We start from the raw sequence: 25,742 nt of genomic DNA, 5'->3' as shown, positions 1-25,742 counted from the left end.
ATTAGTTGATGTGATCCGGTGCCAATCATTTGCGCCACAGAATGGCTGCTGTAGCCTTCTTTGAGCAAGTTAAGCGCTTGTAATTTTTGTTTGACGGTAAATTTAACCATAGTAAAACCCTCCAGTTGGATTTTTGTCCAATCTCGAGGGTTAACTTCAGCAATGCAGGCTTTTTTTTAGGCTAACAAATTAATCTTTGTCAACGCTGTCTGGGAAAGTAGCTAAACGCTCGCCTTCACCAAGTTCTTCTTCGATTTCAAGTAAACGGTTGTACTTTTCAACACGTTCTGAACGAGCTGGGGCACCAGTTTTCAATTGACCACCGTTAACTGCAACGGCAAAGTCAGCGATAAATGTGTCACCAGTTTCACCTGAACGGTGAGAAATCATGGTGTTGTAGCCGTTCTTACGTGAAAGACGAATAGTTTCCAAGGTTTCAGTAACAGTACCGATTTGGTTTAACTTAATTAATGAAGCATTGCCGGCACCTTCCTTAATAGCTTTAGTCAAAAGCTTAGGGTTAGTACAAATGAAGTCGTCCAAAACAATTTGAATTCTGTCCTTGTGGCTTTGAGTAAACTTAATCATGCCGTCAACATCGTTTTCATCGTATGGGTCTTCAATTGAAATTAATTCTGGGAACTCGTCAAGTAACTTGTCGTAGTATTGAGCTAATTCTTCGTCGTTAAATACTTTACCTTCGAAGTGGTACTTGCCGTCTTCTTTGTTGTAGAAGTATGAAGCGGCACAGTCACAAGCAATGGCAATATCTTCACCAGGCTTGTAACCAGCCTTAACGATAGCGTCGTGTAAAGCTTGCAAAGCTTCTTCAGAGTTCTTCATATTAGGTGCGAAACCACCTTCATCACCAAGGCCAGTTTCATAACCCATATCTTCAAGGACTTTCTTTAAAGTATGGTAAGTATTAACAATCTTTTCAAAACCATCACGGAAAGAAGTCTTCTTAACTGGAGTGATCATGAATTCTTGCACGTCGATACCATTGTCAGCGTGCTCACCACCGTTAATAACGTTATGGAAAGTTTGTGGCATTTCAAGGTCAGTTCCGCCAAGGTATCTGTATAAAGGTTGGTGACTGTCTTTTGCTGCAGCAGCTGCAGTAGCCATTGATACGCCTAAAATAGCGTTAGCACCAAGTTCAGCCTTGTTAGGGGTGCCATCTAATTCGATCATTACACGGTCAATGTTTGCTTGATCATGTGGATCCAAACCTTTTAATGCCTTAGCAATTTTAGTATTTACGTTTTCAACGGCTTTGGAAACACCTTTACCGCCTACACGACTGCCGCCATCACGTAATTCAACTGCTTCATTTTCACCAGTTGAAGCACCTGATGGAACTTCAGCTTTTCCAACAACACCGTTTGATAGGGTTACAAAAGCCTCAACAGTTGGGTTACCACGTGAATCATAGATTTCCAGTGCATGAACATTTTCAATGACTGATTTTAACATCTAAAAACCTCCTAAATAATAAATGCTGTACTAATTTTTATAGGTACATACATTAGTGGAGCACACGCTCCATATCTACATCACAAATTTTAGCTTAAGTTTGTGATTATGTAAACATTTGTAACCGATTTCTAATGTTAAAAAATATTAAAAAATTTTTTATCGCTTTTTTGACAGGTTTGATTTATTATTTAGCTATATATCTTTTTGAATATATAGTTTATTTATATAAGGATACACAAATATGGATAAAGTAAAATTAATAATAGACTCTGGCTCAAATGACAGAGCAAATGAAAATCTGATTGTTGTGCCATTAACTATGACAATTGCAGGAAAAGATTTTGTCGATGACGAAAATCTTGACATCAATGAATTCATTAGCAGCATGGAGAAAAACACGGAGGAGGGCAAAACTTCCTGTCCCAGCATTAATGAGTGGCTTGAGGCCTTAAAAGGATCTGAATTTGCAATAATGATGACAATTACAAGTGGACTTAGTGGCAGCTTTTCATCTGCTTTTCAAGCTAAGCAAATATATGAAAAAGATCATCCTGATAGCCATGTAATTGTGATTGACTCAAGGACTGCTGGCCCAGAGATTTCAGTTATTCTACAAGAAATTCGGAAATTGGTTAATAGCAAAACTCGTTTTGTAGATTTGGAACAAAAAATATCTGATTATAAGACACACACTCATTTGTTGTTCGTATTAAAATCACTGCATAATTTAGCACTCAACGGGCGAGTTAATATGGCCGTGGCTAAAGTCGCTAAAGTTTTAAATATTGATGTGGTAGGTACTGCCAGTGAAGAAGGTAAGCTAGAGCCGTTAGCAAAAGTACGAGGAATAAAGCGTGCCTTTAAAGAAGTCTTGAAATTAATGAGTGAAATGAAATACAAAGGTGGTAATTTAATTATTGATCATTGTAAAAATGAAAAAGATGCTGAAACTTTAAAAGCAAAAATTTTAGCACTTTATCCAGAAGCAGAGATCAAAATTCGCTCAATGAGGGGACTTTGCACGTTTTATGCTGAAGAGGGCAGTTTGATGGTTGGTTTTGACGATTTGTAATTTTTGTCAAATAAAAAATTCCTTTTTTACACTTGTTCTTTATATAACAGAATATAAAAAAAGTGATTTAGCCCTAGCTTAATAAAGTTAGGGCTATTTTTAGTTAATTAATGAAAGCGCTTAATTATAAAAGCTTGTGAAGTTAAATTCATCTTCAAAAGCGCATTACATAGTGCTATAATGAAATTAGATAGCGCTTACATCACAAACTCATATAGTGTTGTCTAATAAGTTTTATCAAGTTCTATGTTAGAAAGTGAGAGAAATTAATTTGGCCTTTACTAAGTTGATTTCGTCGGAGGAATAAAAATGGATATACTTAAAACAGTTCTTGCGATCATCCCTATCGTTTGGCTGATACTATCCTTGGGTGTTTTTCGCATTCGAGGAGATTTGTCGTGCTTAATCGGCTTTGCTTTATCAATAATTCTCAGTATTGTCGGTTTCCACTTTTCGTTTTCAAACAGTATTACTGCCGGAATTGATGGCATAATTATGGCTTTATGGCCAATAATTTATGTTATTATTTCCGCTCTGTTTATCTACAATATCAGTAGAAAATCAGGGGGAATGGATACAATAATGTCTATGTTAACTTCAATTACTAAGGATATGAGATTCTTAGTATTGATCTTAGCATGGGGATTAGGCGGATTCTTGGAAGCCATTGCCGGTTTCGGTACTGCGGTAGCGATCCCTGCAAGTATCCTAATTATGTTGGGCATGAGTCCTATTAAAGCAGCCGTGGTTTGTTTGGTAGCAAATACTGCTCCTACTGCTTTTGGTGCCGTTGGTTTGCCAGTAACAACTCTGGCCAAAGTAACAGGTCTAGGAGTTACTGAATTAGGTTATTTAATTGCTATACAATTATTTGTTTTAATGATGATCGTTCCATTTGTTTTGGTCATGATGACTGAAGGTAAGGGACTTAAGTCATTTAAAGGAAAAGGTGTTTTAGTTTGCACCTTGGTAGCTGGTTTAACATTTGCAGTTCCGGAAATTTTCATTACTAAATATTTAGGCCCTGAACTACCATCAATTGTAGGTTCAATAGTTTGTCTGCTATGTTTAGTAATTATTATTAAGAAATACAGCAGCAAAGAAGAAGTTGCATCCGCTAGTGCTGAAAAGGACGATAAAGCTCCAATTTCAACTGCTGATAAAATCAAGGCTTGGGTACCATTTATTTTGGTATTTTGCTTTATCATTTTCACTTCATCAATGTTCCCAGCAATCCATAATGCGTTGGCAAGTGTTAAAACCAGTTTCCACTTCTATAATGGTGCAAATGCCAAGCCGGTTGACATTGACTGGTTATCATCACCGGGTACTTTAATTCTACTGTCAAGTATCATTGGTGGTGCTATCCAAGGTTTGTCGTTTAAGGAAATGTTTTCCGTTTTGACAAGTACGATCAAGCAATTGGTAAAAACAATTATCACTGTTTGTTCTATTGTGGGCTTGTCCAAGGTAATGGGTTATAGCGGAATGATTGATGTCATTGCAGTTAGCCTAGTAACTTTAACTGGTGCATTTTACCCAGTAATCTCACCAATCATCGGTGTTCTAGGTATCTTTATCACTGGCAGTGATACTTCAGCTAACGTTCTCTTTGGTGAATTGCAAGTACAAGCTGCCCACGCACTGAAAGTCAGTCCATACTGGCTGGCAGCTGCTAACATGGTTGGTGCTACCGCCGGTAAGATGCTTTCACCACAGAACATCGCAATTGCTACAGGAGCTACTGGTCTTGAGGGTAAAGAAGGAGTTATTCTTAAGAAAGCTCTGCCTCATTGTGCATGGTATACTGCATTATTGTGTGTGATCGTGTTTGTGTTAGGAAAGATGCTTAGTTTCCTATAAATTGATTCTATATAATAATTATTGATAAGCAAAAACAACCTCAAACCAAAAGTTTGGGGCTGTTTTGTTTTTAAATAACCATTAAAAGTAATTGTTGAGAAATACTAAAGCAAAAGACGGCCAGAGAGGTGGCGCCAATAATATCTGATGGAAAGTGGGCTTTAAGACTGATACGAGAAATGACAACCATTAGCCAAATTGCCAGCAAAATCCATAAAAGTCTATTACCTAATTGTCCTGCAAAAAGTCGCCAGATGATTAAAGCCATAACAGTACTTCCTAGGACATGACCACTTGGAAAACTATAGCCTTCTTCTAAATCTGAATGTAGGATTGGACGTTTTCTGCGCATCCATTTTTTTAAAAAGATACCAATCAGATCAGTAAAGCCTAAAGTAAATAATGCCCAGAAAGCAAGTAAATTTTCATTATTACTGATTAAAAAACTTGCTAAAAATACATCCAAAACAACTAATAGTTTGGGGTCGTTTATAAAAGCAATGATCTGCCAGCCGATGCCGTCGCGTTTTCGGATTAATTTATGGTGAAGCCAGTGATCAAATAAATTGAAACGGCGTGAATTTCTGACATTAAAGATAAGTAGTATTAGTATTAGAGCAGATAATAAAGATATCCAAAAATTAATATTCAAAACACATCCCTACCTATAATTTATATTCGCTTGTATTTTAACAGCAACGGGGCAAAGCATAAAAATTAAAATCTACTCTTGAGCAAAACTTAAGATTTGTAATTTAAAGGAAATTCAGAATCTGAGTTTTTATCAAAACTAGTTTTAGTAAGATAATTATTTTAAAAGAAAGCTTGACTTTAATTAAAACCAACTTAAAATTATTATTATCAAGTTAGGGCGTAATTTAGGAGGAAAAAATGAATAATAATCACACTTCTAAGCAAGAGACTGTGGGTGAAGCTATACGTGATATTGCTCACCATGAACATAATTTTGCTTTAGCTGATAATTCTACTAACCATCTTGGTGATCTCGTTATTTATGGCACCCTTTATCTTGTTACACTTTTATTTTCTGATATTTGGTTTGACTGGCTGTTTGTATTGTTGGCTATTGTTGCAATCATTAGCGTAATCCGTTATCAAAACTTCTTGCGACACAAGGTTAATTCCCAAAAAATGACTTCGTTTTTCGTAAATACTAGTTTGATTTCAACTGGTGTGAGGTGTTTTGTAATAGGAAACGCACCATTACTAGCTCTTAGTATGCATACTCAGGGAAAATTTAACTTTTCCATTTCTTTGCTGGTTGGCTTAATTACTGCTTTGATTGGAACAACTTGTCAATATCATTACCTAACTAATCATCAAGTCATTGACAGGCAAAAGGAATCACCAAGCAAGACCTGCAAAAAAGCTTTTGATTTTAGTATTAAAAGTTGCAAAAAGGGTTATGTCAACCAAGGCTTTTTCTTTGATATTGCGTGTGGTTTTGCGCTTTTGGCAAATCATTTTTCTTATAAAGAATTCATCTTAGTTAAATTTGAAGCTTGGCAATTTGTTTTAATTACTATTTTAATAGTATTGGGTACAGTTCTATTTCAAAGGTTTTTACACAATAAAGTTGTTACAAGTAATATAAGTAAAGGCTTTAAGTGGGGTACTTTATTAATGACGGCTGCGCGTGGCTATCTGATAACCATTGCACCATGGGTTGCAGTGTGTCTGTTCAAGGGCAATTCAATCAATTGGTTAGCGGCAAACCTGTTAGGTATATTTGTTGCACTTATTGGAACTGGATTGCAATACAAATATTTACATAAAGTCAGAGTCTTTTAAATGCAGAGCTAAGTATGAATATATTTGACCATGAGGACACTGATACAAAGATAAGCCAGTAAAAGTAATTTCTTTTACTAGCTTTTTATATGACATAAAAAAACTCCATAAAGCTTGTTTAAAGCTTGTTTTTGTGCAATGCCTTAAATACTTAGCTTGAACAAAAAGCAAATTAGACAATAGAATAAAATTATTTTCATCAGAAGAAATTATGAAAAAAGAAAAAACAAGGTTTAAAGCTCTAAATGATATTGGGCATTAAATTGCTACATGTGTTAAACCTAATTTTACTTTGAAAATAGGTAATATCTTGCGGTTATCTGCGTTAATGTGCACGGATTTTAATTTAATTTGTTTGGAGGCAAAAATCCACATAAAAATGCAAGACTAATAATTTTTTAACTTGTCTCAATTACTACAATTGTAGGTATTTTTATCTGCCCGAACCACTAAAAAATAATACTGCTTTTAAAGTCACCACGGTAATAGAATGGACGAGCATTATTATGACTATATTGAAAAAATTGTTTCTAATATAGTTTTTTGCGTATAATAGATATGATTTTGTTAAAAGGGATGTAGTAAAAATGAAGTGGTTAAAGAAATTAAATAAGCCCATCTGGATGCTTCATGAATTACTTGCTATTTTTATAGCAGTTTTATTATCATTTTTAATTCTGTATAACAAGTTTACTTGCTATCTTACTTCTCAATTTATAATTGCTTTTGGTATAAATACCTGTATTTGCTTTTTAAAATTTAGAAAAAATAAGAGATTAAATCAAACTTTTTTAATCACCATATTTTTTATTTTAAGTTTAACTCTTTGTAGTCTTTTTTATGGGATTATATTTAGTTTACTTTTCTATTATTTTTTTGCAAATTATATAGAAAATATATTTGGCTATCAATTTTTGTTTAGAATATATTTTACTATAAACATCATATTTTCAGGGATTTCTGGTTACGTTTTTTTAATATTAGTAAATTTTATTACAAACATTGGATTATTTACTGGTAAAAAAGATCCTCAAAAAATGATTAATATACTAACCGTGGTTTTTGCAATTATTAGTCCGATAACTGCAAAAATTCTCACATCAAATATGTTTTATGATTTATTAAATAAAAATTTTGCTAAAATACCTGATAATTATGTCTATGAAAATATAAATGTCATAGTTTGTATAATTTCAATTTTATCAATACTATATTTTCTTTTGGTTTTGTATTGTATTCTTTTATTAAAGATAGTTAAAAAAAGTTCCATTGATAAAGGTAAAATTTTTGTGGTTTTTATAAGAAGCCTTATAGTTACAATAGTTACACTTATAGGACTTTATACTATTATTAAACCAGATGCTACTCTAAATTCTTATACTTTTGTTATCAAAGATAAATTAATAGGAAATAAATCTACTAATAAAATTACAGTGATTCCTAAAGGAAGTAAAAACAGAAAATCCGTACCAACAAAATACGATGAGGAAAAATTGTCATTTACTGCTGCAGCCGCAAGTGTTTACCCAATTCTTGATACATGGCAATGTGTAAATGATGAAATTAAATTAGAATTAAAGAAGAAAAAACGAAAAAAGAAAAAAAAACGAAAAAAGAAGCTCGATAGTAAAAATTTAAAAAAATAAAAATTTTTATTTATTATACGTTAAGATTAAATCAATACTAATTTTCCCTTAATAAATTTAACTACATTACTCATGGTAGGACTAACCACATCATTTCATGATTTTTCACAAAAGAGGGTGAAAGAATGGATACTTACTTAACCAAAAAATCTGCAATTAAAGAATCAATTCCAACAATTTTCGGCTATATTGGCATAAGTACGGCTTTTGGAATTATTGGCAAAGCCAGTGGCTTTTCTACTTTGGAAGTTTGCTTGATGTCTATTCTGATTTATGCCGGATCCGTTCAATTAACCACTCTGAATATGCTGTTTGCGGGAAGCCCAATAGCTTCAATTGTTTTAGCCGCTTTCTTGGTCAACTCTCGAGTAATTCTTATGAGCACGACTGTAGCAGGTTATTTGAAACAAGAAAATTTAAAAAGAAATATTTTGATAGGAACTTTTCTCACCGATGAAAGTTTTGCTCTAGGTATGAATAAAATTAATTATACAAATGACAAGTTAAATTTTACTTGGTTTAATACGGTAAATATAGTTTCTTACATAACTTGGCAAGTTGGAACACTTTTGGGAGCAGTGTTGGGCAGTTTTATCACTGATCCTAAAAAATTAGGGCTTGACTTTGCTATTGTAGCAATGTTTATTGGTTTGCTTTATTTGCAGGTGATGGGGGACAAAAAACTAAATAAAGTACTCCAAATAATTGTGATATTGATTTCTTTTGCGCTGACATACTTACTGACAATTATTTTACCTGCCAACTTAGTGGTAATAGTCGTAACCTTAATTGGTTGTAGTTTAGGAATGGTAATAAAGCATGTCTTCTTCTGAATACATTTTAACGACAATCATTTTCTGTGGAATCACCACCTTGTTATCTAGAGTGATACCATTTGTCTTGTTGAAAAAATTCACCTTGCCGCCAAAATTAGTTGAATTTCTGTCTTTTGTTCCCATAGTGATCATGGCTGCTCTTTGGTTTAGTAACTTATTAATAGCAAAACCAGGTCATTTGCCTCAACTTAACATGCAGTACGCTTTGGCTTCACTGCCAACTTTTATTTCCGCAATTATTAGTAAGTCTCTCTTAATCATTGTGATAGTTGGTATGATTTCATTAGCAGTTCTTCGTTTAATTTAAGAAATGAATGTTATTTGTAAATTAAATACTAAAGTCGATCACCTTGTGAACATTTTTTATATTTTATAAATAGTTTGTAGTTTATTTATAATGTATAGAGTAAGAAAAAGCATGTAAAAAAGCATTGTGCTATATTGCTCAATGCCTTTTTGTAAAACAAAAAATATATAAGATTATTTTCATAGTAATGATAAAAGAAGGGTGCAGTTTATTTTTATAAAAATAATAGAAAATGAAATTTAGTAATTAATAATTAATTTTAAAGTTGGCGAACATTTTTATATGCTATTGACGATATTTTCAATATTATTATCTTGCTGTGCTTTAAATTGATCAAGCATATAGGCATAAGTTTTTGCAGTTATTGTCATGTATGAGTTTCCTAAACGTTTTGAAATAGCATATAAATCAATTCCTTTACTGCTAGGATAGAAAATGCAAAAGGGCATAACAGTGTTGTATTTGCGTTACTTCTAAGAAAGCTAAATTCGAACTGTGATCTCTTAGAGGTTTTTTGTTTTTTAAATATTTAAATCTTATTTTTTACTTAAGCCAATTAATTCTATAGTAGACAATATAACTTCTCCAGCAGTCAAATCAGCCGTTACTTTGCTGACTTGACCTTTTTCAGTATCTTTGCCTAATATTTCGTTTAAATTATTATCAGACCCATCTTCTGATATCAAGTTACCTCTGCCTTTTATTGGCCGTATGACATACCTTCCGGGTTTAATATCAAGCCCTACTAACCATATACCAGCACTTATTTTTGTTTTATAAGTATATTTATCTGGTGTTGGCGTGAAGCTTGTAGACTCTATCCAGTCTAACTTGATTTTGTCATTTTTTACTAAGTTAGTAGTAAAAGAAGTTAACTGATCTCCTTTATCATCGTTTCCTAAAATAACGTTAATAGTGAAATCGCTGTTAGATAAATTACCACTGCCCTTAACAGCTTTAATAACGTACCTGCCTGGCTTTATATCTCTACCGACCTTATACTTACCAGCGCCTAAAGTAACTGCTTTAGCTGTGTTCTTCACTGGTATAAATTTGGAAACCTTTTTTGAAGCATAGTCTGAAAGCTTTTTCCTCTTTTTTACAGGAGATGGTTTTATTGAATGAGGTGCGGTAGTTTTGTATGTTTCATCATGACTCTCGGCTTTATTTGAAGTTGAGACAAAGAAACCACAAATTAAAACTAGAATTAGTCCCCATATCCACCAGCGTTTCACTAATGGCTCATTTGATGGATTTTTACTTGGTGTTGGTGCTTCTTTATAATCTTTTCTATTTTTTAATTTTCTTTCACTAATAATCATGTAAATAATAAATATTATTAGTGCAATTACCCATAAAAATTTCATTTCCCTTCTCCCATTATACTTGTATCAGTACATTTATAATTTACCATTTTTATAAATGTCTTAAAAGAATAAATTTACATATATTTTTTAGTGCTATTGAATATCGTATTCTACATGAACAACTTTTCTTAAAATTATTTCCGGCTTACCTCTCTTTAAAAAAATCGAATCATAGTCATTATTTTCAGGAATTAAGATAACTTTATTTCCAGCGAGCTTTACACGTTTATTCGTAGCCTCATCATCTATTAAAACAGCTTTCAAAAGTTGATTTTCTTACAAGCGTTATTAATGATCCGTATGGAATTAGAAGCTTCATGAAATTGCCTTTGCAATATAGCATAAACAGCTTATTAGAAGGCACATGGTCAAAAGTTAGGTCATGATTTCCTAAAACATTTTGCTCGGCTAAAATAGTCCAAAAAATTATAAACTGGTAAAATTCAAAACTCAAAAAAGTATAAGAGCAGTTAAAAAACTGCCCTTTATTAGTTCTATACCGTGCGAATACATAATAAAAGCCTGTAATATTCGATATTACAAGCTTTTTAACTTAATTTAAGGAGAGTACAGGATTTGAACCTGCGCGCCAAGGAAAAACTTGGTTCGCCGGATTTCGAGTCCGGTGCATTACCACTCTGCCAACTCTCCATAACGAATAACATTATACCTTAACTGAAATTTTTTTCAACTTGCCATTTTCTTCTAAATTGAACAAGTGCGTGTTTGTTGTGTATTTGCTTAATGTAATATCGGAAAAAGCAATTAAATCAGTATACACACTAGATAGCAATATTATTCTTTTAGATCACCGATGGTCTTGAGATAGGTTTTGATTTTTTGTTCTACAAACTTGATATTATTGTCAATTTTCTTTTCCTGTTCATGTAAAATATCAAGCTGTTTAAACAGTAAAACAAGTCTATCAGGTATAGTTTGGTCACCCTCATAGCGTAATTTGGTGTATTTTTGCATTTCTTTAATACTCATACCAGTCTTTTTTAAGCGAGAAATGAAACTAATCCATGCCACATCTTTTTCAGTATAGATACGACGATTATTTTCATCACGATTTGGGAAAAGTAATCTTTGCTTTTCATAATAACGCAGTGTGTCAATTGAAAAGCCACTAAGTTTCGAAAATTGACCAATTGAATATTTCATTGTATTTCCTTTCTAAAAAATTCCAGCAAGTAAATGATACATCGTCATATTTTACCACTACCAAAAAATTTTGAAATAGTAGTTGACATGGACTATACTCCAGCAACTATTCTATAAACCGTTAAAAAAGTTTACAAAAAAAAAGGAGAAAAACTATGAAAAATGATGAACGTTATCAAAAAGGTTTAGTAAATTTAGAAAAAGTTGATCAAGAGGGCGGCAAATCAGTTATTGATTCACTAGCTGGTTTATCTGAAGATGTAGGGCGCTACATTATTGAATTTGCATTTGGTGACGTATACGATCGTGGTGTCCTAGATCTAAAGCAAAGGGAAATGATTACCATTACGACTTTGCTTACACAAGGAGACACTGAACCGCAACTGAATGTTCATATCAATGGCGCTTTAAATGTCGGCTTAACGCCAAAGGAAGTAATTGAGACTTTTATTCAAACTATTCCTTACGTGGGATTTCCTAAAGTGCTAAACGCGATTAATGTTGCTAAAAAGGTATTCAAAGATCGTGGAATAGATTTCACGCAATCGAATAAAAGTGAATAAAGTCATGACTAAAACTAGTTACTGTTATAAGTAAACTAGTTTTTTATCTGAAGCTGATATAGTTCGTATTTTTATGACTATAAAACAAACATGCATGAATTTAATTGTAAGTTAATTTTTGAGTTAAAGAAGTGAAATATGGAAAGTTCATTATCTAAGCGTGCAGCTGTTATTGACACAATTCCAACAGTTTTTGGCTATTTAGGAATTGCGTCCGCTTTTGGTGTGATTGCTCGCTCAACAGGTTTTTCGACTATTACAGTAATCATGATGTCAATCATAATCTATGCTGGGTCAGCACAATTTACCACTATTAGTATGCTAGTAGCAGGTAGTCCGATTGCTTCAATTATTTTTACTACATTTATGGTCAATTCAAGGATGATTTTAATGAGTACAACGGTGGCACCGTACTTTAAGAAAGATAAACTGGGCAAAGGTATTTTAATTGGCACGCTTTTAACTGATGAAAGCTTTGCTCTAGCAATGAATAAACTTAATTTTACAAATGACAAAATGAATTTCAGTTGGTTCAATACTGAAAATATGATTTCATATAAAACTTGGGTATTTGCTACAGCGATTGGTGCCATACTTGGCAACTTTATTAAAGATCCAAAACAATTAGGTCTTGATTTTGCAAATGTGGCAATGTTTATTGGTTTATTATATTTGCAGATAAACAATGATAAGTCTTTAAATAAGCTGTTACAAGTAATAGTAATTTTACTGACAATGTTGTTGACCTATATTTTGACAATGATTTTGCCAGCCAGTCTGGTTATTATTGTTGTAACTCTTATTGGATGTGCATTGGGGATGGTAATAAAACGTGTCTTCTTCTAACTATTTGTTTTTGACTATTATCGGATGTGGACTTGCAACTTGGCTATCGCGGATACTTCCCTTTGTTTTATTAAAAAAATTCACTTTACCTAAAGCAGTGGTTGAATTTCTATCTTTTGTACCGATAGTTATAATGTCTACTATGTGGTTTTGCAATTTATTCACCGCTCAACCAGGTCAATTGCCAAAAGCTAACCTTGAATATCTTGTTGCTTCAGTGCCAACTTTTATAGCAGCCATTGCTAGCAAATCACTTTTAGTAATTGTTATTGTTGGGGTAGTTTCTTTAGCTTTATTACGATTTTTTATTTAGTGAAAGATCGATCAATAATTGTTTTATATTTCTGTAAATTTGAATTAAAAAAATTGTGAGTTATACTATTAAAAGTTGCTAATTTTTAACAATTAAGCAAATTTGTTATTAAAAATCAAATAAATATTTTGGTTGGAGTGAAAGACTTTCAAGAATTGTTCTCAGGTTTGGGTTGCCTGGGCAGTTTTGAAGGTCTTTTTTGCTGTAGAAAGCGGGAATGTAAATGCAATTTTTAGGAATATTAGTTGTTATTTTGTTTGCTACCCTAATTGGCGGACAATTTAGCGCAAGATTAAAATTGCCGGCTGTTGTCGGTGAATTACTAGCTGGGATAATAATAGGGCCAGCTGTTTTTAATTTGGTGCTACCTAACGGAATCATCAAAGTGTTTTCCGACATTGGTGTGATTTTTTTGATGTTTTTGGCTGGTCTTGACAGTGATATTAAAACACTAAAAAAGCTTTTACGTCCCAGTATACTGGTAGCTGCCCTTGGTATGATAGTACCAATTATCATTGCTTATATGACAGGTATTCTTTTTAAATTTACACAGGTCGAAAGTTTATTTTTAGGCTTAACTTTTTCAGCTACCTCAGTTTCAATTTCGGTAGCCGTTTTGCAGGAGATGGGATGTCTAGATGGAAAAGAAGGCATGACAATTTTAGGAGCCGCAGTAGCAGATGACCTGCTATCAATACTGCTTTTGAGCATTGTTAGTGGACTTACAGGTGTTTCTGAACCAGGCTCAAATATGGGAAAAGATCTAGCTTTGAACTTGCTTATTCAGGCAGCATTTCTTATATTATTAGTCATTCTTAGCGTTTATGTTATACCTCGGTTAATCAGCCTAAGTCAGCGCCTGACCTTGCCCGTTCCAGAAACCTTGGTGGCAATGATTATTGTGGTTTTAGCTTCTTGGGGTGCCGAAGAGGTGGGGCTTAGTAACGTGATTGGCGCTTTTTGCGCTGGTTTGGCCCTCAATCGTACCTCAGCAAAGAAAATTCTCAAAAAGAATTTTACAGTAATTGGTTACAGCAGTTTTATTCCTATCTTTTTTGTCAGCATTGGTTTAGATATGAGCATTAAGGGAGTACTACACGATTTTATCTTATTTATCGTTTTGATAATTGGCGGTGTTATTTCAAAATTGGTTGGAGCAAGTTTGGGAGCAAAAATTGCGGGTTTTAGCAATTCCAGTGCACTGTTAGTCGGAACCGGAATGGTTTCGCGCGGTGAAATGGCGCTAGTGGTTGCACAAATAGGTTTGACAAATCATCTACTTGCGCCAGCGGCATATTCAACTGTCATTGGTGCGATCATTATGACAACTGTGATTTCGCCATTTCTGCTCAAATGGTCAATAATAAAAATGGATATGAATGAATAAAGCAAAAACCAGATACTTAAGATACACTCTGCGATCTGACCTTCTAGTTAAATTTCTTAAAATCGTTTAAAAGTTATGCTATGATTAAAAACGTGTTTTTTTCACAGTTAAACTTAAACAGAAGGTAGGAAGGTCGGATGAAAGTTCAGCCAAAAGCTGATATTTTTAAATTAAGATGGTACATTAACCAAATGCGTGGTTGGAGTTTTAAAACATATCTCTTATTAATGCTGGGGATCGGTATTATTATTGGGACTACTGTTGCGTCCCCAATTGATAAAATTTCATTGTTGACAATGATTGCCGCAGTTTTGGGTTTCACTTGTACTCTTGCTATTACTAACGCCAGACAAATTAATGGTATTTTGGGCTTGATGTCAGCTACAATTTACATCATTGTTTCCGTTTATGCCCAAAACTATGCTAATGTAATTTTACAGGGTGTATATATTGTTATTTTGGATTTACCCGTGTTGTTGTTACCGTCTTGGTCTAAAGATACGGAAAAACATATTCATGGTTTGACAATGACAAAGTGGCTTCTTACCATTCTCTTTTTTACCGTGGTGCTAGTTTTACTTTATCTGCTAGATACAAAAATTTTCATTAGTCCAAGGCCCCTAATCGATGCGGCAGCTGGAGCAATTGGAATTACTGGATCTCTTCTTTGCACATTACATTTTCGCGAGCAATACTATTTTTGGACTATTCAAGGAATACTTTCAATTATTTTATGGGGAGTTACAGCATTTCAGGGGGATGCTAATTTAACATTATTTTTAACATATATCATGTACCTAATTAATGATCTGTTGGCATTTACGGACAAACACACTCATTGGTTTCACTAACAAAAAAGAAGTCTTCTTCAAAAGACTCCTTTTATTTTTTCAAATGTTCTTTGACAATTCTGCTTAAGATCTTAGTTGCACCTTTACCAGCCTTATCATCATAATAGGATTGGTAGCGAGTATCTTTATCATAGGCATCGACTATTCCTAAATGGATTTTGCTGGAATAATTAGGCATAATAATTCGCAGCCAGTTTTGATGCTTTTTAAAGACATCATCACCCAAGTCGGCTTCTTTAGAGGAATCTTTAACAATTGCTTGTAAATCTCGTACTAGATCCGCTTCAGTTTGCTTCAGTTTATTATATTTCTCTTCAGAGAATTGGCTAGATTCAGACATAATTTCCTCCTGTAATTTGTTAAGATACTTAAATAACTATAGCAATAATGTTGCGAAAAATCATGTGTAAATAAATTTTCTATTTATTTAAATAAAAATATTGTTTTGCATAATTGGTAGAGTTAAGCAAATGCTAAGAAATCTGAAAAATAAAGCGTTATAATAAGGATAGAGGCGAATTGATGATCATTTTTGTTTGGGCAGAAGATAAAAAACACCAAATTGGTCTAGATGGACATTTACCTTGGAGTTTGCCTGCTGACTTACACCATTTTAAAAAAATAACCTATGGACATCCCATTGTCATGGGTCGAAGAACTTTTATGAGCTTACCTCATATTTTACCTGGCCGTATGCACATTGTTTTGAGTACTAAAAAAGAGCTGAAAAATAAATTTCACGATGATCAAAGAGTTTTAATATTATCTTCAATCACTGAATTACAAAGTTGGATTGGTAAACACAAAAATCTGGAAATTTGTGTAATTGGCGGTAATTCGGTTTTTAACGTCTTGAAAAATCAGGTAGATTGCTTAGAAAAAACTGAAATCAAAGCCACTTTTACAGCTGATGTAACGATGGCAAAACTTAATTATAGCGATTTTAAGATAGTAAAAAGGGAGTTTCATCAGCCTGACAATTTAAATTTTTATCCTTATGAATTTTTAACTTATATGAGAAAGGAGAAATAACATGAAACAAGTTATTGCTTCTACCGTCGTTTTGATAATTTGTATATTAACTTTGATTAGCAGCTTTTTACTAGCAGAAAACTTAAATCATAATTATTGGTGGCAGGTAATTGGAATGGCTATTGTAACTTTTGCCGTGGGACAATATTTTTTAAAAATAATAAAATCATACCAAGCAACTAAAAAATAATTTATTTTTTGGTTGACAGGAAAATTTTTAGATGTTAAATTAATAAACAATTAAATAATTAATACATCTTGAAAAGCAGAGTAGCTATTATTTTTACTAATAAAGAGAGCTGACGTTTGGTGAGAGTCAGTTAGTAAGGTGTAGTGAACATGGGCTTGAGATGATGACTGCTAGTGATATTTAGCTAGTGGCGGAGTTGCATCCGTTATGATTGCAAGCTATTGTTAGATAGTTGTTGAGGTTTATTACGTGAGTAATAAGCAAATTAAAGGTGGTAACACGAAGCACTCGTCCTTAGTTTAGGATGAGTGCTTTTTTTTATTGAAAAATTGGGAGGTTTTTCTAATGACTAAAAAGAGTCGCAATATAATTATAGGAGTAATTGCAGCCATTGTAATTATTGCCATTGCCTGGTTTAGCTTTGGCAAAAAAGGAGATAGCAATCAAAAAAACCATGTTGTTACAGTAGGTATAGTTAGTGAGTCTAAACCGAAAGAAGTTATTTGGGATCACGCTGCAGCCTTAGCCAAGAAAAAATATGGCATAACGATTAAGATCAAGAATTTCACTGATTACAATCAACCAAATAAGGCAGTAAAAAGTGGAGACATCGATCTGAATGCATTTCAACATTATGCTTTTCTTAAGGCCTGGAATAAAGCCAATCATGGTGGACTAGTAGCTATTGGACGTACAGATATCAATCCGATTAGGTTATATTCAAAGAAATATCATAAATTAAGTGAATTGCCAAAAGGTGCCACAATTGCTGTGCCAAATGATGCAAGTAATGAATCCCGTTCTTTACTTGTTTTGAAAAATGCTGGACTTATTACATTACGTAAAGGTAAAGCTCTTGTGACTGTAGCAGATATTGTAAAGAATCCTAAAAACATTAAAGTTAAAGAAATTAGTGCCGATCAATGTGGCCGGGTTATTAATTCAGTAGATGCAGCAGTTATTAATAATGACTTTGCTCGTCCTGCTGGTTTAGGTGAAAAACAAACAATTTTTGTTGAGCCGGTAAATAAAGACTCTTACCAATGGATAAATATCATTGTAGCTAAGAAAGACCAAGCAAAGAACAAAGATTACCAGGCAGTAGTCAAATGTTATCAAACCGCTGAAACGAAACGTATACAAAAGAAATATTATGGAAATATGACTAGAAGTGCTTGGGACATTAAATTGAAGTAAAAATTTTAATGATCGGAGAAGATTGTAATGGGTATTATTGATTTAGAACACGTTAGTGTAGATTTCCCTGATAAAAAAGGCAAAATTGTACAAGCAGTTCATGATGTTAGTCTAACTGTAGAAAAGGGTGATATTTTCGGAGTTGTAGGCTTTTCCGGAGCTGGTAAGTCTACTTTAGTCAGAACAGTCAACCTTTTACAAAAACCAACAGCTGGTAATATTAAAGTTAACGGAACCGATTTTGTCAAAGATGGCAAACAGGTGATAGCTAATAAAGATTTACAACTGGCTCGCAGAAAAATTGGCATGATTTTTCAAAATTTTAATTTATTAAATGAAATAAGCGTGGTTGACAACGTGTCCTTTGCCCTGAAACATTCTGGATTAAAAGAAAAAGAAATTAAGGAAAAATCATTAAAATTATTAGATTTAGTGGATTTAAGAGATAAAGCAAACTTTTATCCAGTGCAACTTTCCGGAGGTCAGCAGCAAAGAGTTGCTATTGCCAGAGCTTTAGCGAATGAACCAGATATTTTGATTTCAGATGAGGCTACTAGTGCTCTTGACCCCCAAAATACTCTCCAAATTTTGACATTGCTCAAAAAGCTCCAAAAAGATCTTAATTTAACTATTGTCTTGATAACCCATGAAATGGCGGCTATTAAGAAAGTTTGTAATAAAGTTGCCTTAATGCAGTCTGGACAAATTGTTGAAAAAGGAAGTTTAAGGGATGTTGTGCTACATCCTAAAAATGATTTGACCAAGAGTTTCGTGGGTGGCTCTTTGGAAGTAATCAACACTTTGAAATCTCTTAATATTGATAAGCTTGACAACGATAATGAGGCTATTTATCAACTTGTATATAGCATGGCTAATGTCACTAAAACTATTGTTGTTGATTTGTATCGTGAAGTAGGGGTTGAAGCCAGCATGTTATACGGCAATGTTGAATTGCTTGATGATGAGCCAATTGGTACCTTACTTGTTCAAGTCAAGGGAGATAAGACAAAACAGCAGGAGACAGCTGCTTATTTAAGAAAAGAAAAAGTTGCTGTCACTCGTTTAAACGAAAAGGGGGATCTATATGAGTAGTTGGTTTAGCAAAGTTTTTCCCAATGTTGTGCAATTAGGTTGGCTGGGAGACACTGGCTGGGGCACCAGTATTATTCAAACTCTGTATATGACTTTTTGGGCTGGAATTTTCGGTGGCATTCTTGGGATGGTTTTTGGTATTGTTTTAGTCCTAACCAAAAGTGACGGTATCAGGCCTAATAAATTTTGGTTTAACCTTTGTGATAAAATTGTTTCAATTTTTAGAGCAATTCCGTTTATTATTTTACTGGCATTCATCGCTCCAGTAACACAAAAAATTGTAGGTACCCAAATCGGTATTCAAGCAGCGTTAGTTCCTCTGACACTAGGTTGTTTCCCATTTTATGCACGTCAAGTTCAAGTAGCACTAGAAAGTGTGGATCACGGCAAAATTGAAGCAGCACAGAGTTTAGGCGCTACGATTTGGGACATCATATTTAGTGTTTATTTAAATGAAGCCAGATCAGAACTGGCCCGAGTTTCTACTGTAACAATTATCAGTCTAATTGGTTTGACTGCAATGGCAGGTGCAATTGGAGCTGGTGGATTAGGTAATACTGCAATTTCATACGGATATAATCGTTTTAATAATGACGTAACTCTTATTGCGACTGTTTTAGTTATTATTTTAATATTTATTGTTCAAGTTATTGGTGACTTTTTTGCCAACAGATTAAATCATCAAAATCGTTAGAAATTTTAATGCAAAATAAAAACAACGAGTTGAATCTCGTTGTTTTTTCGTATTTAAATGTAGAGTTATTTAACTGCATCCTTCAATGCTTTACCTGGCTTGAATGCAGGTACTTTTGTTGCAGGAATCGTTAAAGTTTTACCAGTTTGTGGGTTTCTACCTTTTCTAGCTGCACGATTACGTACTTCAAAAGAGCCAAAACCTATGATTTGTACTTTTTCGCCTTTAGCCAAGTTATCTTTGATTGATTCGATTAAAGCATCGATAACTTTTTCTGCATCTTTTTGTTTAAGATCTGTCTTTGCTGAAACTTCTTTAGTAAGTTCAGACTTGTTAATTGAAGCCATAATTCTTCTCTTTTCTATAAAAAATATTACACATCCAATGCTATTAAATAGTTTGTATTTTTCTATACCAATCCACCTAAAGCATTGTGTCGCTTGATATTCGGCAACTTTTATTATTTTAGCACACATATAGCTACCTTCAACAGTAAAAAGCTAAATGTTAGGTTAATTTTTGTTGTTTTAACAAGCGGTTGACCATTTGCAAATAATTAAGATAAAGGGGTTTAAATCGGGAATGTTTCTCCTTTTGCCACGGCTTAGGTTTACCGCAAAAATGTAAAATTGACGTGTTTTTCATGACCCACTCAGTATTTATTTCACCTGTGCTTCTTGTTAAGTAAACTGAGAAAGCTCTGGCATCGTAGTTCCAGCGGGTTTCTGGAATTTTTAGAATGTCTTCTCCGTATAAGTAATTTAAGATATCTTGATCAGGTAAAATTAAAGTATCATGATGCTCTTCAATTGCCTGAGTAATTTCTGTAATTTTAATTTTTGCACGCATTTGATCTAAATCCATCAGCATTATTCCAGAGTTAAAGTATCCAGTTGATGTGCCCAGCCTGATATTATTGATTGAACTCATAATGTCTGTTAACCCTTCATGAACTGAAGCTGCAAACATTTTACCTTCAAGGTCTAACTCCCACAAGGGCACTATTGAATTAATAACTAAAATGTCAGGATCAAGATAAATAATTCGATGTAGATCTGCTGGCAAAATTTTACTTGAAAGTAATCTGAAATACATTTCTTTAGGATAATCATGCAAGTTGAGCAATGAATCAGGAAATTTAATATTCTTATTCATAGTCAAAGTGGATACCTGAATTCCTATTTTTAGCCCAAATTTTTTTAATTTATTCAGAGCATGCTGGTTGATGTTATCGTAAATTAGCCAGACATGAAACTCTTCAGTCATATTGTTAAGCCTAAGAGAATACATCATAACTTCGAGTGGTTTGATATAATTTTGGTCTATAGTGACCAGTATTTCAATTGGTTCTTTTTGCGACTTTTTCATGAAGTTCTTCCTTTAACAACATTTTTGTGTTTTCACTATTTCTTAGTATAAAGCAAAAGTATGTTATATACCTCATAATATAAGTTGTAAAAAAACTAAAAACCATAAATATAGAACGTAAAGTAATTGTTTTGTTTTTGTAAAAGAAATTATTTATTCAAAGTAGTAGAATGTATATAAATAAGTTTTAACAATGAGGTGTCAACATGAAGAAAAAACTACTCTTAAGTGTAGCTGGAGTCGCATCTTTGATTTTAGGATTGAGTGTAACTAAGCCAGTGTTGGCTGCAGATACTCCTGCAGCAACCACCAATCAAAGTCAGACTAATACTACAACATCTAATACTACGAACGGAGATTCAAACACGTCAAATACTACTGACCAAAGTAAAACCAATAATGGACAATCTAATACAACTAACAGTACAAATAATCCTGCTACTGCAGATACTGACAAAAAGCCTAAGAAAAATAATACTAATTCAAATAATGCAATAAAATATTTAGGCAAAACTGTCAAATTAAAGAGAAATGCCTATATATTTGACAGTAAGGGTAAAAGAATTAAAAACAAAAAACTGAAAAAAGGAACAATTCTTTCAATTACGGGTTTTACCACAGTTAAAAATAAGAGTTACTTGCAAATATCATTAAATGGCAAGAAAACTAAGAAGAAAGAATACGTAAAGCCAGGTAATGTAAAGCTTTTTAAAGTTGCCAGCTACAAGGTAAAACGCAACGCTAAAGTATACAATAGCAAAGGCAAGCTTCTGTTAAAGGGAAATAAATATTCATACATTAAAAAAGGTGCAACAGTTTTTGTCTATAGTACCAAGAAGGTCAAAGGCAAAAAATTAGTAGGAATATCTGAAACACAGTTTTTAAAATGGTCTGATTTAGTTCATAAGACTGGTAAAGCAGTCATTAAATAATTGCGTTTTGTTTTTTCTTAGGAGGCATACAAATGACTGATCCTGTTTTAAAGAGAGTAGCTGTTAGAAAATATACGACTGAAAAAGTTGCTCAAGATGATATTGATAAGTTGGTCAATGCTTTTCAAGCATCTCCTTGTGGCATGCATCAAACGGATGTGATGCAGATGACAGTGGTTGAAGATGAAAAATTATTATCACAAATAGAACAAGTTACAAGTAACGCTTGCTATAATGCTCCTTTATTATTTGTCATTAATGTCAAAAAGAACAATGAGTTTGGTGAAAGAGACGCTTCTGTTGCTGCAGAAAACATAATGGTAGAGGCCGCAGAACTCAACTTGGGTTCGGTTTATCTAATGAATGCAGCAAGCGTGCTCAATTCTGCTAAAAACTTGGAAGAGAAGTTAGGTCTTCCGCAAAATTTTGAAACTTGTGTCATTGTTGCCTGCGGTCACGCTGCAGAACATCCCAATGCTGAGAGATCTTCCAGGTATAAGGTTATAAGAAAGTAATATTGTTTTGTAGTTGTGTCTTAAACTTTAGCCACACTTTTATTGATGAAGGTGTACTAAAGTTTTTTATTTTGAACAAAATATTTAATTTATTGCAACACAAATGGTTTATATAAATGTTACTTGGTATAATAGTTATGTAAGCGTTACATTTATTTACTGAAGGAGCTAATTACATGAAAAAAATTATTAATGATCCTGCGAATGTTGTACCAGAAATGGTTAAAGGTATGGTGAGATCTTATCCACAATTTATAACTAAAATAGAAGATGCTGAAGCTGTGATGAGAGCAGATAAGGAATCAATGACTGGTAAAGTAGGCATTGTCAGTGGGGGAGGTTCTGGCCACGAACCTACTCATGCAGGTTTTGTAGGTAAAGGGATGTTAAGTGCAGCTGTTTGTGGAGAAGTGTTTACATCCCCAACGCCGGATCAAATATACGCAGCAATCAAAGCAGTTGACCAAGGTCAAGGTGTCTTTTTAGTAATTAAAAATTATTCGGGAGATGTCATGAACTTTGATATGGCAAAAGATATGGCTGACATGGACGACATTAAAGTTAAATCAATTGTAGTCGATGATGATATTGCTGTAGAAAACAGTACATTCACACAAGGAAGACGTGGAGTTGCCGGAACCTTGTTTATGCATAAGATTCTGGGAGCTATGGCTCAAAATGGTGCAAGTCTTGACGAAATTGATGCAGCAGCCAAAAAAGTTTTGCCTAATATTAAAACAATTGCAGTAGCCTTATCAGCTGCTACCAATCCCGAAACAGGCAAACCTGGTTTTGTTTTAAAAGAAGATGAAATTGAATATGGAGTTGGCATCCACTCAGAACCTGGCTACCGGCGTGAAAAAATTAAGCCTGCTAAAGATTTGGTATCTGAATTGGTAGGAAAATTAAATGATGAAATGCATCTAGATCACAACAAGAAATATGCGGTATTGGTTAATGGCATGGGTGCAACTCCACTAATGGAACAATACATTTTTAGCAACGACTTGCTTGATAAATTGGCAGCGATTGATGTTAAACCAGCTTTTATGAAAGTTGGTAATTACATGACCTCACTAGATATGGCTGGTATTTCGCTCACGTTTTTTGAAATAGCTGACGAAAAGTGGCTTGATTATCTTAATCAACCAGTTGAAACGATAGCTTGGTAAGAAGAAGGGTAATAATATGGGATTGACGGTTAAAAATGTAGTTGAATGGATTAATAAATTTTCCGCTAAAATTGAGCAGAATAAGCAATTCTTAAGCGATTTAGATACCGCTATTGGCGATGGAGATCATGGGTTTAATATGAGTCGGGGCATGACGGCAGTCAGTCAAAAACTGAATACAGAACCCGAAACAATTACCGATGCTTTTAAACAAATTGCCATGACTCTTATTTCTACTGTTGGCGGAGCGTCAGGTCCGCTATATGGCACCGCTTTTTTAGAAATGGCGAAGAAAAGCGCTACTAGTGATGATATAGGTGAATTACTAGAAGCTGCTTTAGCTGGTATTAAAAAACGTGGCGGTGCTGAACCCGGAGACAAAACAATGGTTGATGTTTGGTCAGTGCTCGTACCTGAAGTAAAAGCACACAAGTTAACGCAAGAAAAAATTGATTCTGCTGTAGCTGCGACTAAAGGTTTAGTTGCTAAAAAGGGTCGTGCTTCATATTTAGGAGAGAGGTCAAAGGGTCATATTGACCCCGGCTCACAATCTAGCGGCTATCTCTTTGAGGCTTTAGTGGAAACTGAAGGTATACTATGAGTTTAGGCATTACGTTGGTATCACACGTTCCCGCAATAGCCACAGGACTGACTAAACTTTTAGATCAAGTTGCAAAAGATGTATCCATCACATCTGCTGGCGGAACAAATGAAGAAGATATAGGTACCAGTATGGATAAAGTTTTGCAAGCTTTTTCAGATAATAAAGCTGATGAAATTTTGGCTTTTTATGATTTAGGCAGTGCCAAAATGAATATTGAATTGGCTACTGAAATGACATCTAAAAAAATTCACTTGTATGATGTGGCTTTTATCGAAGGAGCATATACAGCAGCTACTCTGATTGAAGCTGGAGTTAATTTAACTGAAATAGAAAAGCAACTTGAGTGCTTAAAAATAAAAAAATAGTTTGAAGACGATATATTCTTCGGTTTTTACTAATTTTTGAGGGCATATCAAATTTCATGGTTAACTTTCTTAATTAAAATAACGGATACAAAAATATAACAAAAATTTTTAAGAAATAAAATACAAACTTTTCTAGAAGCAGGAATATTAAATAACAATTATTTAAAAAAGAATGCACGTATCATTTTATTTAAAGAAAGGGTTTACACACGCTAGATTTTATAATATATTTTGTTTGGGAGTAATTTGCTACTTAACATTATTTTAGGTTTGTTTAACCTAATAATCGAAGTAGGAGATTTTAAAAAATGAATAATAGCTTAACAATGCAATTAGTGGGAGAGTTCATCGGAACTATCATCTTAGTATTGCTTGGAGATGGCGTTTGTGCTGGTGTCAATTTGAACAAGTCAAAAGCAAAAGGCAGTGGCTGGATTGTTATTTCTTTTGGTTGGGGGTTCGCTGTAACTTTCGGTGTATTTTGTGTTAGTTGGCTTTGCCCGGGACACTTTAATCCAGCCGTTTCATTAGGAATGGCTATTGCGAATAAATTGCCTTGGTCTTCAGTTTTGCCATATATGCTGGCACAGACAGCCGGAGGTTTTATCGGCGGTATTTTAGTTTGGCTAACCTATTTTCCTCATTGGGAAGAAACTACTGATCAAGAAGGCATTTTAGGTTCGTTTGCCACAACGCCTGCCATTAGAAACTATGCTTGGAATTTCTTTACTGAAGCGATTGCTACATTTGTTTTGGTGTTTGGCTTGTTAGGATTAACCAATACCAAATTGGCTCCAGGATTAAACCCATTACTGGCAGGATTTTTGATCACAGCGATTTGTTTGTCCTTGGGAGGACCAACTGGCATTGCTATTAATCCAGCTCGTGATTTAGGACCAAGACTTGCTCACCAATTTATGCCAATTGCCAATAAAGGCGGTTCAGATTGGGCTTATAGTTGGGTGCCAGTCTTTGGACCACTTTTAGGTGGAATAATTGCAGCATTATTATTCAAAGTGATTGTCTAGTTAAAAAGGCTCACGTTAAACAGGACGTGAGTCTTTTTGTTTGCCCC

The 25,742-nt window shown here is 33.8% G+C and carries 30 protein-coding genes, 1 tRNA gene and 1 other annotated feature; of the genes, 22 read left to right on the top strand and 9 right to left on the bottom strand.

The annotated features are described in order from the left end of the window. Nucleotides 1–189: 189 nt before the first annotated feature. Nucleotides 190–1,476: a phosphopyruvate hydratase gene (gene eno / locus ACZ2M0_RS08825; RefSeq protein WP_034979575.1), complete on the bottom strand. Its 1,287-nt coding sequence runs from the start codon at nucleotides 1,474–1,476 to the stop codon at nucleotides 190–192. A gap of 244 nt (nucleotides 1,477–1,720) precedes the next feature. Here eno and ACZ2M0_RS08820 point away from each other — a divergent pair, with 244 nt between their 5' ends. Together ACZ2M0_RS08820 and ACZ2M0_RS08815 are read left to right on the top strand one after the other, a co-directional pair. Further along, the gene (locus tag ACZ2M0_RS08820) at nucleotides 1,721–2,551 is read left to right on the top strand and encodes a DegV family protein (RefSeq protein ID WP_490059205.1); all 831 of its coding nucleotides are present in this window, start codon (nucleotides 1,721–1,723) and stop codon (nucleotides 2,549–2,551) included. Nucleotides 2,552–2,860: 309 nt separating this feature from the next. Beyond that, nucleotides 2,861–4,414, top strand: a complete 1,554-nt coding sequence (locus ACZ2M0_RS08815) for an L-lactate permease (RefSeq protein WP_222711193.1) — start codon at nucleotides 2,861–2,863, stop codon at nucleotides 4,412–4,414. A gap of 70 nt (nucleotides 4,415–4,484) precedes the next feature. On the opposite strand, the gene ACZ2M0_RS08810 is transcribed toward ACZ2M0_RS08815, so the two are convergent. Beyond that, entirely contained in the window at nucleotides 4,485–5,060 is a 576-nt protein-coding gene (locus ACZ2M0_RS08810; protein ID WP_420915080.1) for a phosphatase PAP2 family protein, read from the bottom strand. Between the two features lie 245 nt (nucleotides 5,061–5,305). Between ACZ2M0_RS08810 and ACZ2M0_RS08805 the strand changes: the two genes are divergently transcribed. The 4 genes from ACZ2M0_RS08805 (at nucleotide 5,306) to ACZ2M0_RS08790 (ending at nucleotide 9,015) form a co-directional block, all read left to right on the top strand. Next, complete coding sequence (locus tag ACZ2M0_RS08805) at nucleotides 5,306–6,226, top strand: hypothetical protein (RefSeq protein ID WP_490059204.1); 921 nt, start codon at nucleotides 5,306–5,308, stop codon at nucleotides 6,224–6,226. A 587-nt stretch (nucleotides 6,227–6,813) separates the two neighbouring features. Continuing rightward, nucleotides 6,814–7,872 carry a hypothetical protein gene (locus ACZ2M0_RS08800; RefSeq protein WP_490059203.1) on the top strand — a complete coding sequence of 353 codons (1,059 nt, stop codon included), beginning with the start codon at nucleotides 6,814–6,816 and terminating at the stop codon, nucleotides 7,870–7,872. Between the two features lie 125 nt (nucleotides 7,873–7,997). Continuing rightward, nucleotides 7,998–8,705: an AzlC family ABC transporter permease gene (locus ACZ2M0_RS08795; RefSeq protein ID WP_490059202.1), complete on the top strand. Its 708-nt coding sequence runs from the start codon at nucleotides 7,998–8,000 to the stop codon at nucleotides 8,703–8,705. Further along, entirely contained in the window at nucleotides 8,692–9,015 is a 324-nt protein-coding gene (locus ACZ2M0_RS08790; protein ID WP_034979597.1) for an AzlD domain-containing protein, read from the top strand. The genes ACZ2M0_RS08795 and ACZ2M0_RS08790 overlap by 14 nt, the downstream gene beginning before the upstream one ends. A 536-nt stretch (nucleotides 9,016–9,551) precedes the next feature. Here the strand turns inward: ACZ2M0_RS08790 and ACZ2M0_RS08785 are convergent. The 4 genes from ACZ2M0_RS08785 to ACZ2M0_RS08770 form a co-directional block, all read right to left on the bottom strand. Continuing rightward, nucleotides 9,552–10,382: a hypothetical protein gene (locus ACZ2M0_RS08785; protein ID WP_490059201.1), complete on the bottom strand. Its 831-nt coding sequence runs from the start codon at nucleotides 10,380–10,382 to the stop codon at nucleotides 9,552–9,554. Between the two features lie 93 nt (nucleotides 10,383–10,475). Next, a complete protein-coding gene (locus ACZ2M0_RS08780) occupies nucleotides 10,476–10,646 on the bottom strand; it encodes a S24 family peptidase (RefSeq protein WP_223901660.1) in 171 nt (56 codons plus the stop codon). Nucleotides 10,647–10,943: 297 nt separating this feature from the next. Continuing rightward, nucleotides 10,944–11,033 (bottom strand) — tRNA-Ser (locus ACZ2M0_RS08775). A gap of 144 nt (nucleotides 11,034–11,177) precedes the next feature. Continuing rightward, complete coding sequence (locus ACZ2M0_RS08770) at nucleotides 11,178–11,546, bottom strand: MerR family transcriptional regulator (RefSeq protein WP_490059200.1); 369 nt, start codon at nucleotides 11,544–11,546, stop codon at nucleotides 11,178–11,180. Nucleotides 11,547–11,701: 155 nt separating this feature from the next. Here ACZ2M0_RS08770 and ACZ2M0_RS08765 point away from each other — a divergent pair, with 155 nt between their 5' ends. The 5 genes from ACZ2M0_RS08765 (at nucleotide 11,702) to pnuC (ending at nucleotide 15,506) form a co-directional block, all read left to right on the top strand. Further along, nucleotides 11,702–12,109, top strand: coding sequence for a carboxymuconolactone decarboxylase family protein (locus tag ACZ2M0_RS08765; RefSeq protein WP_045928178.1), 408 nt, complete (start codon nucleotides 11,702–11,704; stop codon nucleotides 12,107–12,109). Nucleotides 12,110–12,247: 138 nt separating this feature from the next. Then, nucleotides 12,248–12,955 (top strand): AzlC family ABC transporter permease, encoded by a 708-nt coding sequence (locus ACZ2M0_RS08760; protein ID WP_490059199.1) that lies wholly within the window; start codon nucleotides 12,248–12,250, stop codon nucleotides 12,953–12,955. Beyond that, entirely contained in the window at nucleotides 12,942–13,268 is a 327-nt protein-coding gene (locus tag ACZ2M0_RS08755; protein WP_490059198.1) for an AzlD domain-containing protein, read from the top strand. The genes ACZ2M0_RS08760 and ACZ2M0_RS08755 overlap by 14 nt, the downstream gene beginning before the upstream one ends. 223 nt (nucleotides 13,269–13,491) lie before the next feature. Continuing rightward, nucleotides 13,492–14,655, top strand: a complete 1,164-nt coding sequence (locus ACZ2M0_RS08750; RefSeq protein WP_490059197.1) for a cation:proton antiporter — start codon at nucleotides 13,492–13,494, stop codon at nucleotides 14,653–14,655. 137 nt (nucleotides 14,656–14,792) lie between these two features. Further along, nucleotides 14,793–15,506 (top strand): nicotinamide riboside transporter PnuC, encoded by a 714-nt coding sequence (pnuC, locus tag ACZ2M0_RS08745; protein WP_490059196.1) that lies wholly within the window; start codon nucleotides 14,793–14,795, stop codon nucleotides 15,504–15,506. A gap of 31 nt (nucleotides 15,507–15,537) precedes the next feature. On the opposite strand, the gene ACZ2M0_RS08740 is transcribed toward pnuC, so the two are convergent. Then, a complete protein-coding gene (locus tag ACZ2M0_RS08740; RefSeq protein WP_490059195.1) occupies nucleotides 15,538–15,846 on the bottom strand; it encodes a TipAS antibiotic-recognition domain-containing protein in 309 nt (102 codons plus the stop codon). 182 nt (nucleotides 15,847–16,028) lie between these two features. Between ACZ2M0_RS08740 and ACZ2M0_RS08735 the strand changes: the two genes are divergently transcribed. The 5 genes from ACZ2M0_RS08735 to ACZ2M0_RS08715 all read left to right on the top strand — a co-directional run bounded on the left by ACZ2M0_RS08735 (nucleotide 16,029) and on the right by ACZ2M0_RS08715 (nucleotide 19,711). Further along, nucleotides 16,029–16,538, top strand: coding sequence for a dihydrofolate reductase (locus ACZ2M0_RS08735; RefSeq protein ID WP_490059194.1), 510 nt, complete (start codon nucleotides 16,029–16,031; stop codon nucleotides 16,536–16,538). 1 nt (nucleotide 16,539) lies between these two features. After that, the gene (locus ACZ2M0_RS08730; protein ID WP_109586365.1) at nucleotides 16,540–16,728 is read left to right on the top strand and encodes a hypothetical protein; all 189 of its coding nucleotides are present in this window, start codon (nucleotides 16,540–16,542) and stop codon (nucleotides 16,726–16,728) included. Between the two features lie 59 nt (nucleotides 16,729–16,787). Continuing rightward, nucleotides 16,788–17,027, top strand: a binding site (T-box leader). A 46-nt stretch (nucleotides 17,028–17,073) separates the two neighbouring features. Continuing rightward, nucleotides 17,074–17,925 carry a MetQ/NlpA family ABC transporter substrate-binding protein gene (locus ACZ2M0_RS08725; RefSeq protein ID WP_490059193.1) on the top strand — a complete coding sequence of 284 codons (852 nt, stop codon included), beginning with the start codon at nucleotides 17,074–17,076 and terminating at the stop codon, nucleotides 17,923–17,925. Between the two features lie 27 nt (nucleotides 17,926–17,952). Continuing rightward, the gene (locus tag ACZ2M0_RS08720; RefSeq protein WP_490059192.1) at nucleotides 17,953–19,017 is read left to right on the top strand and encodes a methionine ABC transporter ATP-binding protein; all 1,065 of its coding nucleotides are present in this window, start codon (nucleotides 17,953–17,955) and stop codon (nucleotides 19,015–19,017) included. After that, complete coding sequence (locus ACZ2M0_RS08715) at nucleotides 19,010–19,711, top strand: methionine ABC transporter permease (protein ID WP_109586362.1); 702 nt, start codon at nucleotides 19,010–19,012, stop codon at nucleotides 19,709–19,711. The genes ACZ2M0_RS08720 and ACZ2M0_RS08715 overlap by 8 nt, the downstream gene beginning before the upstream one ends. Before the next feature lie 65 nt (nucleotides 19,712–19,776). Here the strand turns inward: ACZ2M0_RS08715 and ACZ2M0_RS08710 are convergent, their stop codons facing one another. Next, a complete protein-coding gene (locus ACZ2M0_RS08710; RefSeq protein ID WP_034979630.1) occupies nucleotides 19,777–20,058 on the bottom strand; it encodes an HU family DNA-binding protein in 282 nt (93 codons plus the stop codon). 160 nt (nucleotides 20,059–20,218) lie between these two features. Beyond that, on the bottom strand, nucleotides 20,219–21,079 hold the full coding sequence (locus tag ACZ2M0_RS08705; RefSeq protein ID WP_490059191.1) for a glycosyltransferase family 8 protein: 861 nt from the start codon (nucleotides 21,077–21,079) through the stop codon (nucleotides 20,219–20,221). Between the two features lie 206 nt (nucleotides 21,080–21,285). Between ACZ2M0_RS08705 and ACZ2M0_RS08700 the strand changes: the two genes are divergently transcribed. The 6 genes from ACZ2M0_RS08700 (at nucleotide 21,286) to ACZ2M0_RS08675 (ending at nucleotide 25,695) form a co-directional block, all read left to right on the top strand. Continuing rightward, nucleotides 21,286–22,011 carry an SLAP domain-containing protein gene (locus tag ACZ2M0_RS08700; RefSeq protein ID WP_490059190.1) on the top strand — a complete coding sequence of 242 codons (726 nt, stop codon included), beginning with the start codon at nucleotides 21,286–21,288 and terminating at the stop codon, nucleotides 22,009–22,011. A 32-nt stretch (nucleotides 22,012–22,043) separates the two neighbouring features. Continuing rightward, on the top strand, nucleotides 22,044–22,526 hold the full coding sequence (locus ACZ2M0_RS08695) for a nitroreductase family protein (RefSeq protein WP_490059189.1): 483 nt from the start codon (nucleotides 22,044–22,046) through the stop codon (nucleotides 22,524–22,526). 176 nt (nucleotides 22,527–22,702) lie between these two features. Further along, nucleotides 22,703–23,698 (top strand): dihydroxyacetone kinase subunit DhaK, encoded by a 996-nt coding sequence (dhaK, locus tag ACZ2M0_RS08690; protein ID WP_490059188.1) that lies wholly within the window; start codon nucleotides 22,703–22,705, stop codon nucleotides 23,696–23,698. Between the two features lie 16 nt (nucleotides 23,699–23,714). Beyond that, nucleotides 23,715–24,299, top strand: a complete 585-nt coding sequence (gene dhaL, locus ACZ2M0_RS08685; RefSeq protein ID WP_490059187.1) for a dihydroxyacetone kinase subunit DhaL — start codon at nucleotides 23,715–23,717, stop codon at nucleotides 24,297–24,299. After that, nucleotides 24,296–24,667: a dihydroxyacetone kinase phosphoryl donor subunit DhaM gene (gene dhaM / locus ACZ2M0_RS08680; RefSeq protein WP_490059186.1), complete on the top strand. Its 372-nt coding sequence runs from the start codon at nucleotides 24,296–24,298 to the stop codon at nucleotides 24,665–24,667. Before dhaL ends, dhaM begins: the two co-directional genes overlap by 4 nt. Before the next feature lie 308 nt (nucleotides 24,668–24,975). After that, nucleotides 24,976–25,695, top strand: coding sequence for an MIP/aquaporin family protein (locus ACZ2M0_RS08675; protein WP_490059185.1), 720 nt, complete (start codon nucleotides 24,976–24,978; stop codon nucleotides 25,693–25,695). The last annotated feature ends 47 nt before the right edge of the window (nucleotides 25,696–25,742 follow it).

The sequence above is a fragment of the Lactobacillus sp. VURO6/B1 (VP7) genome (assembly GCF_058139575.1).
Note: the sequence above shows the minus strand (reverse complement) of the source record. Positions and strands in the feature narration are given on the sequence as shown.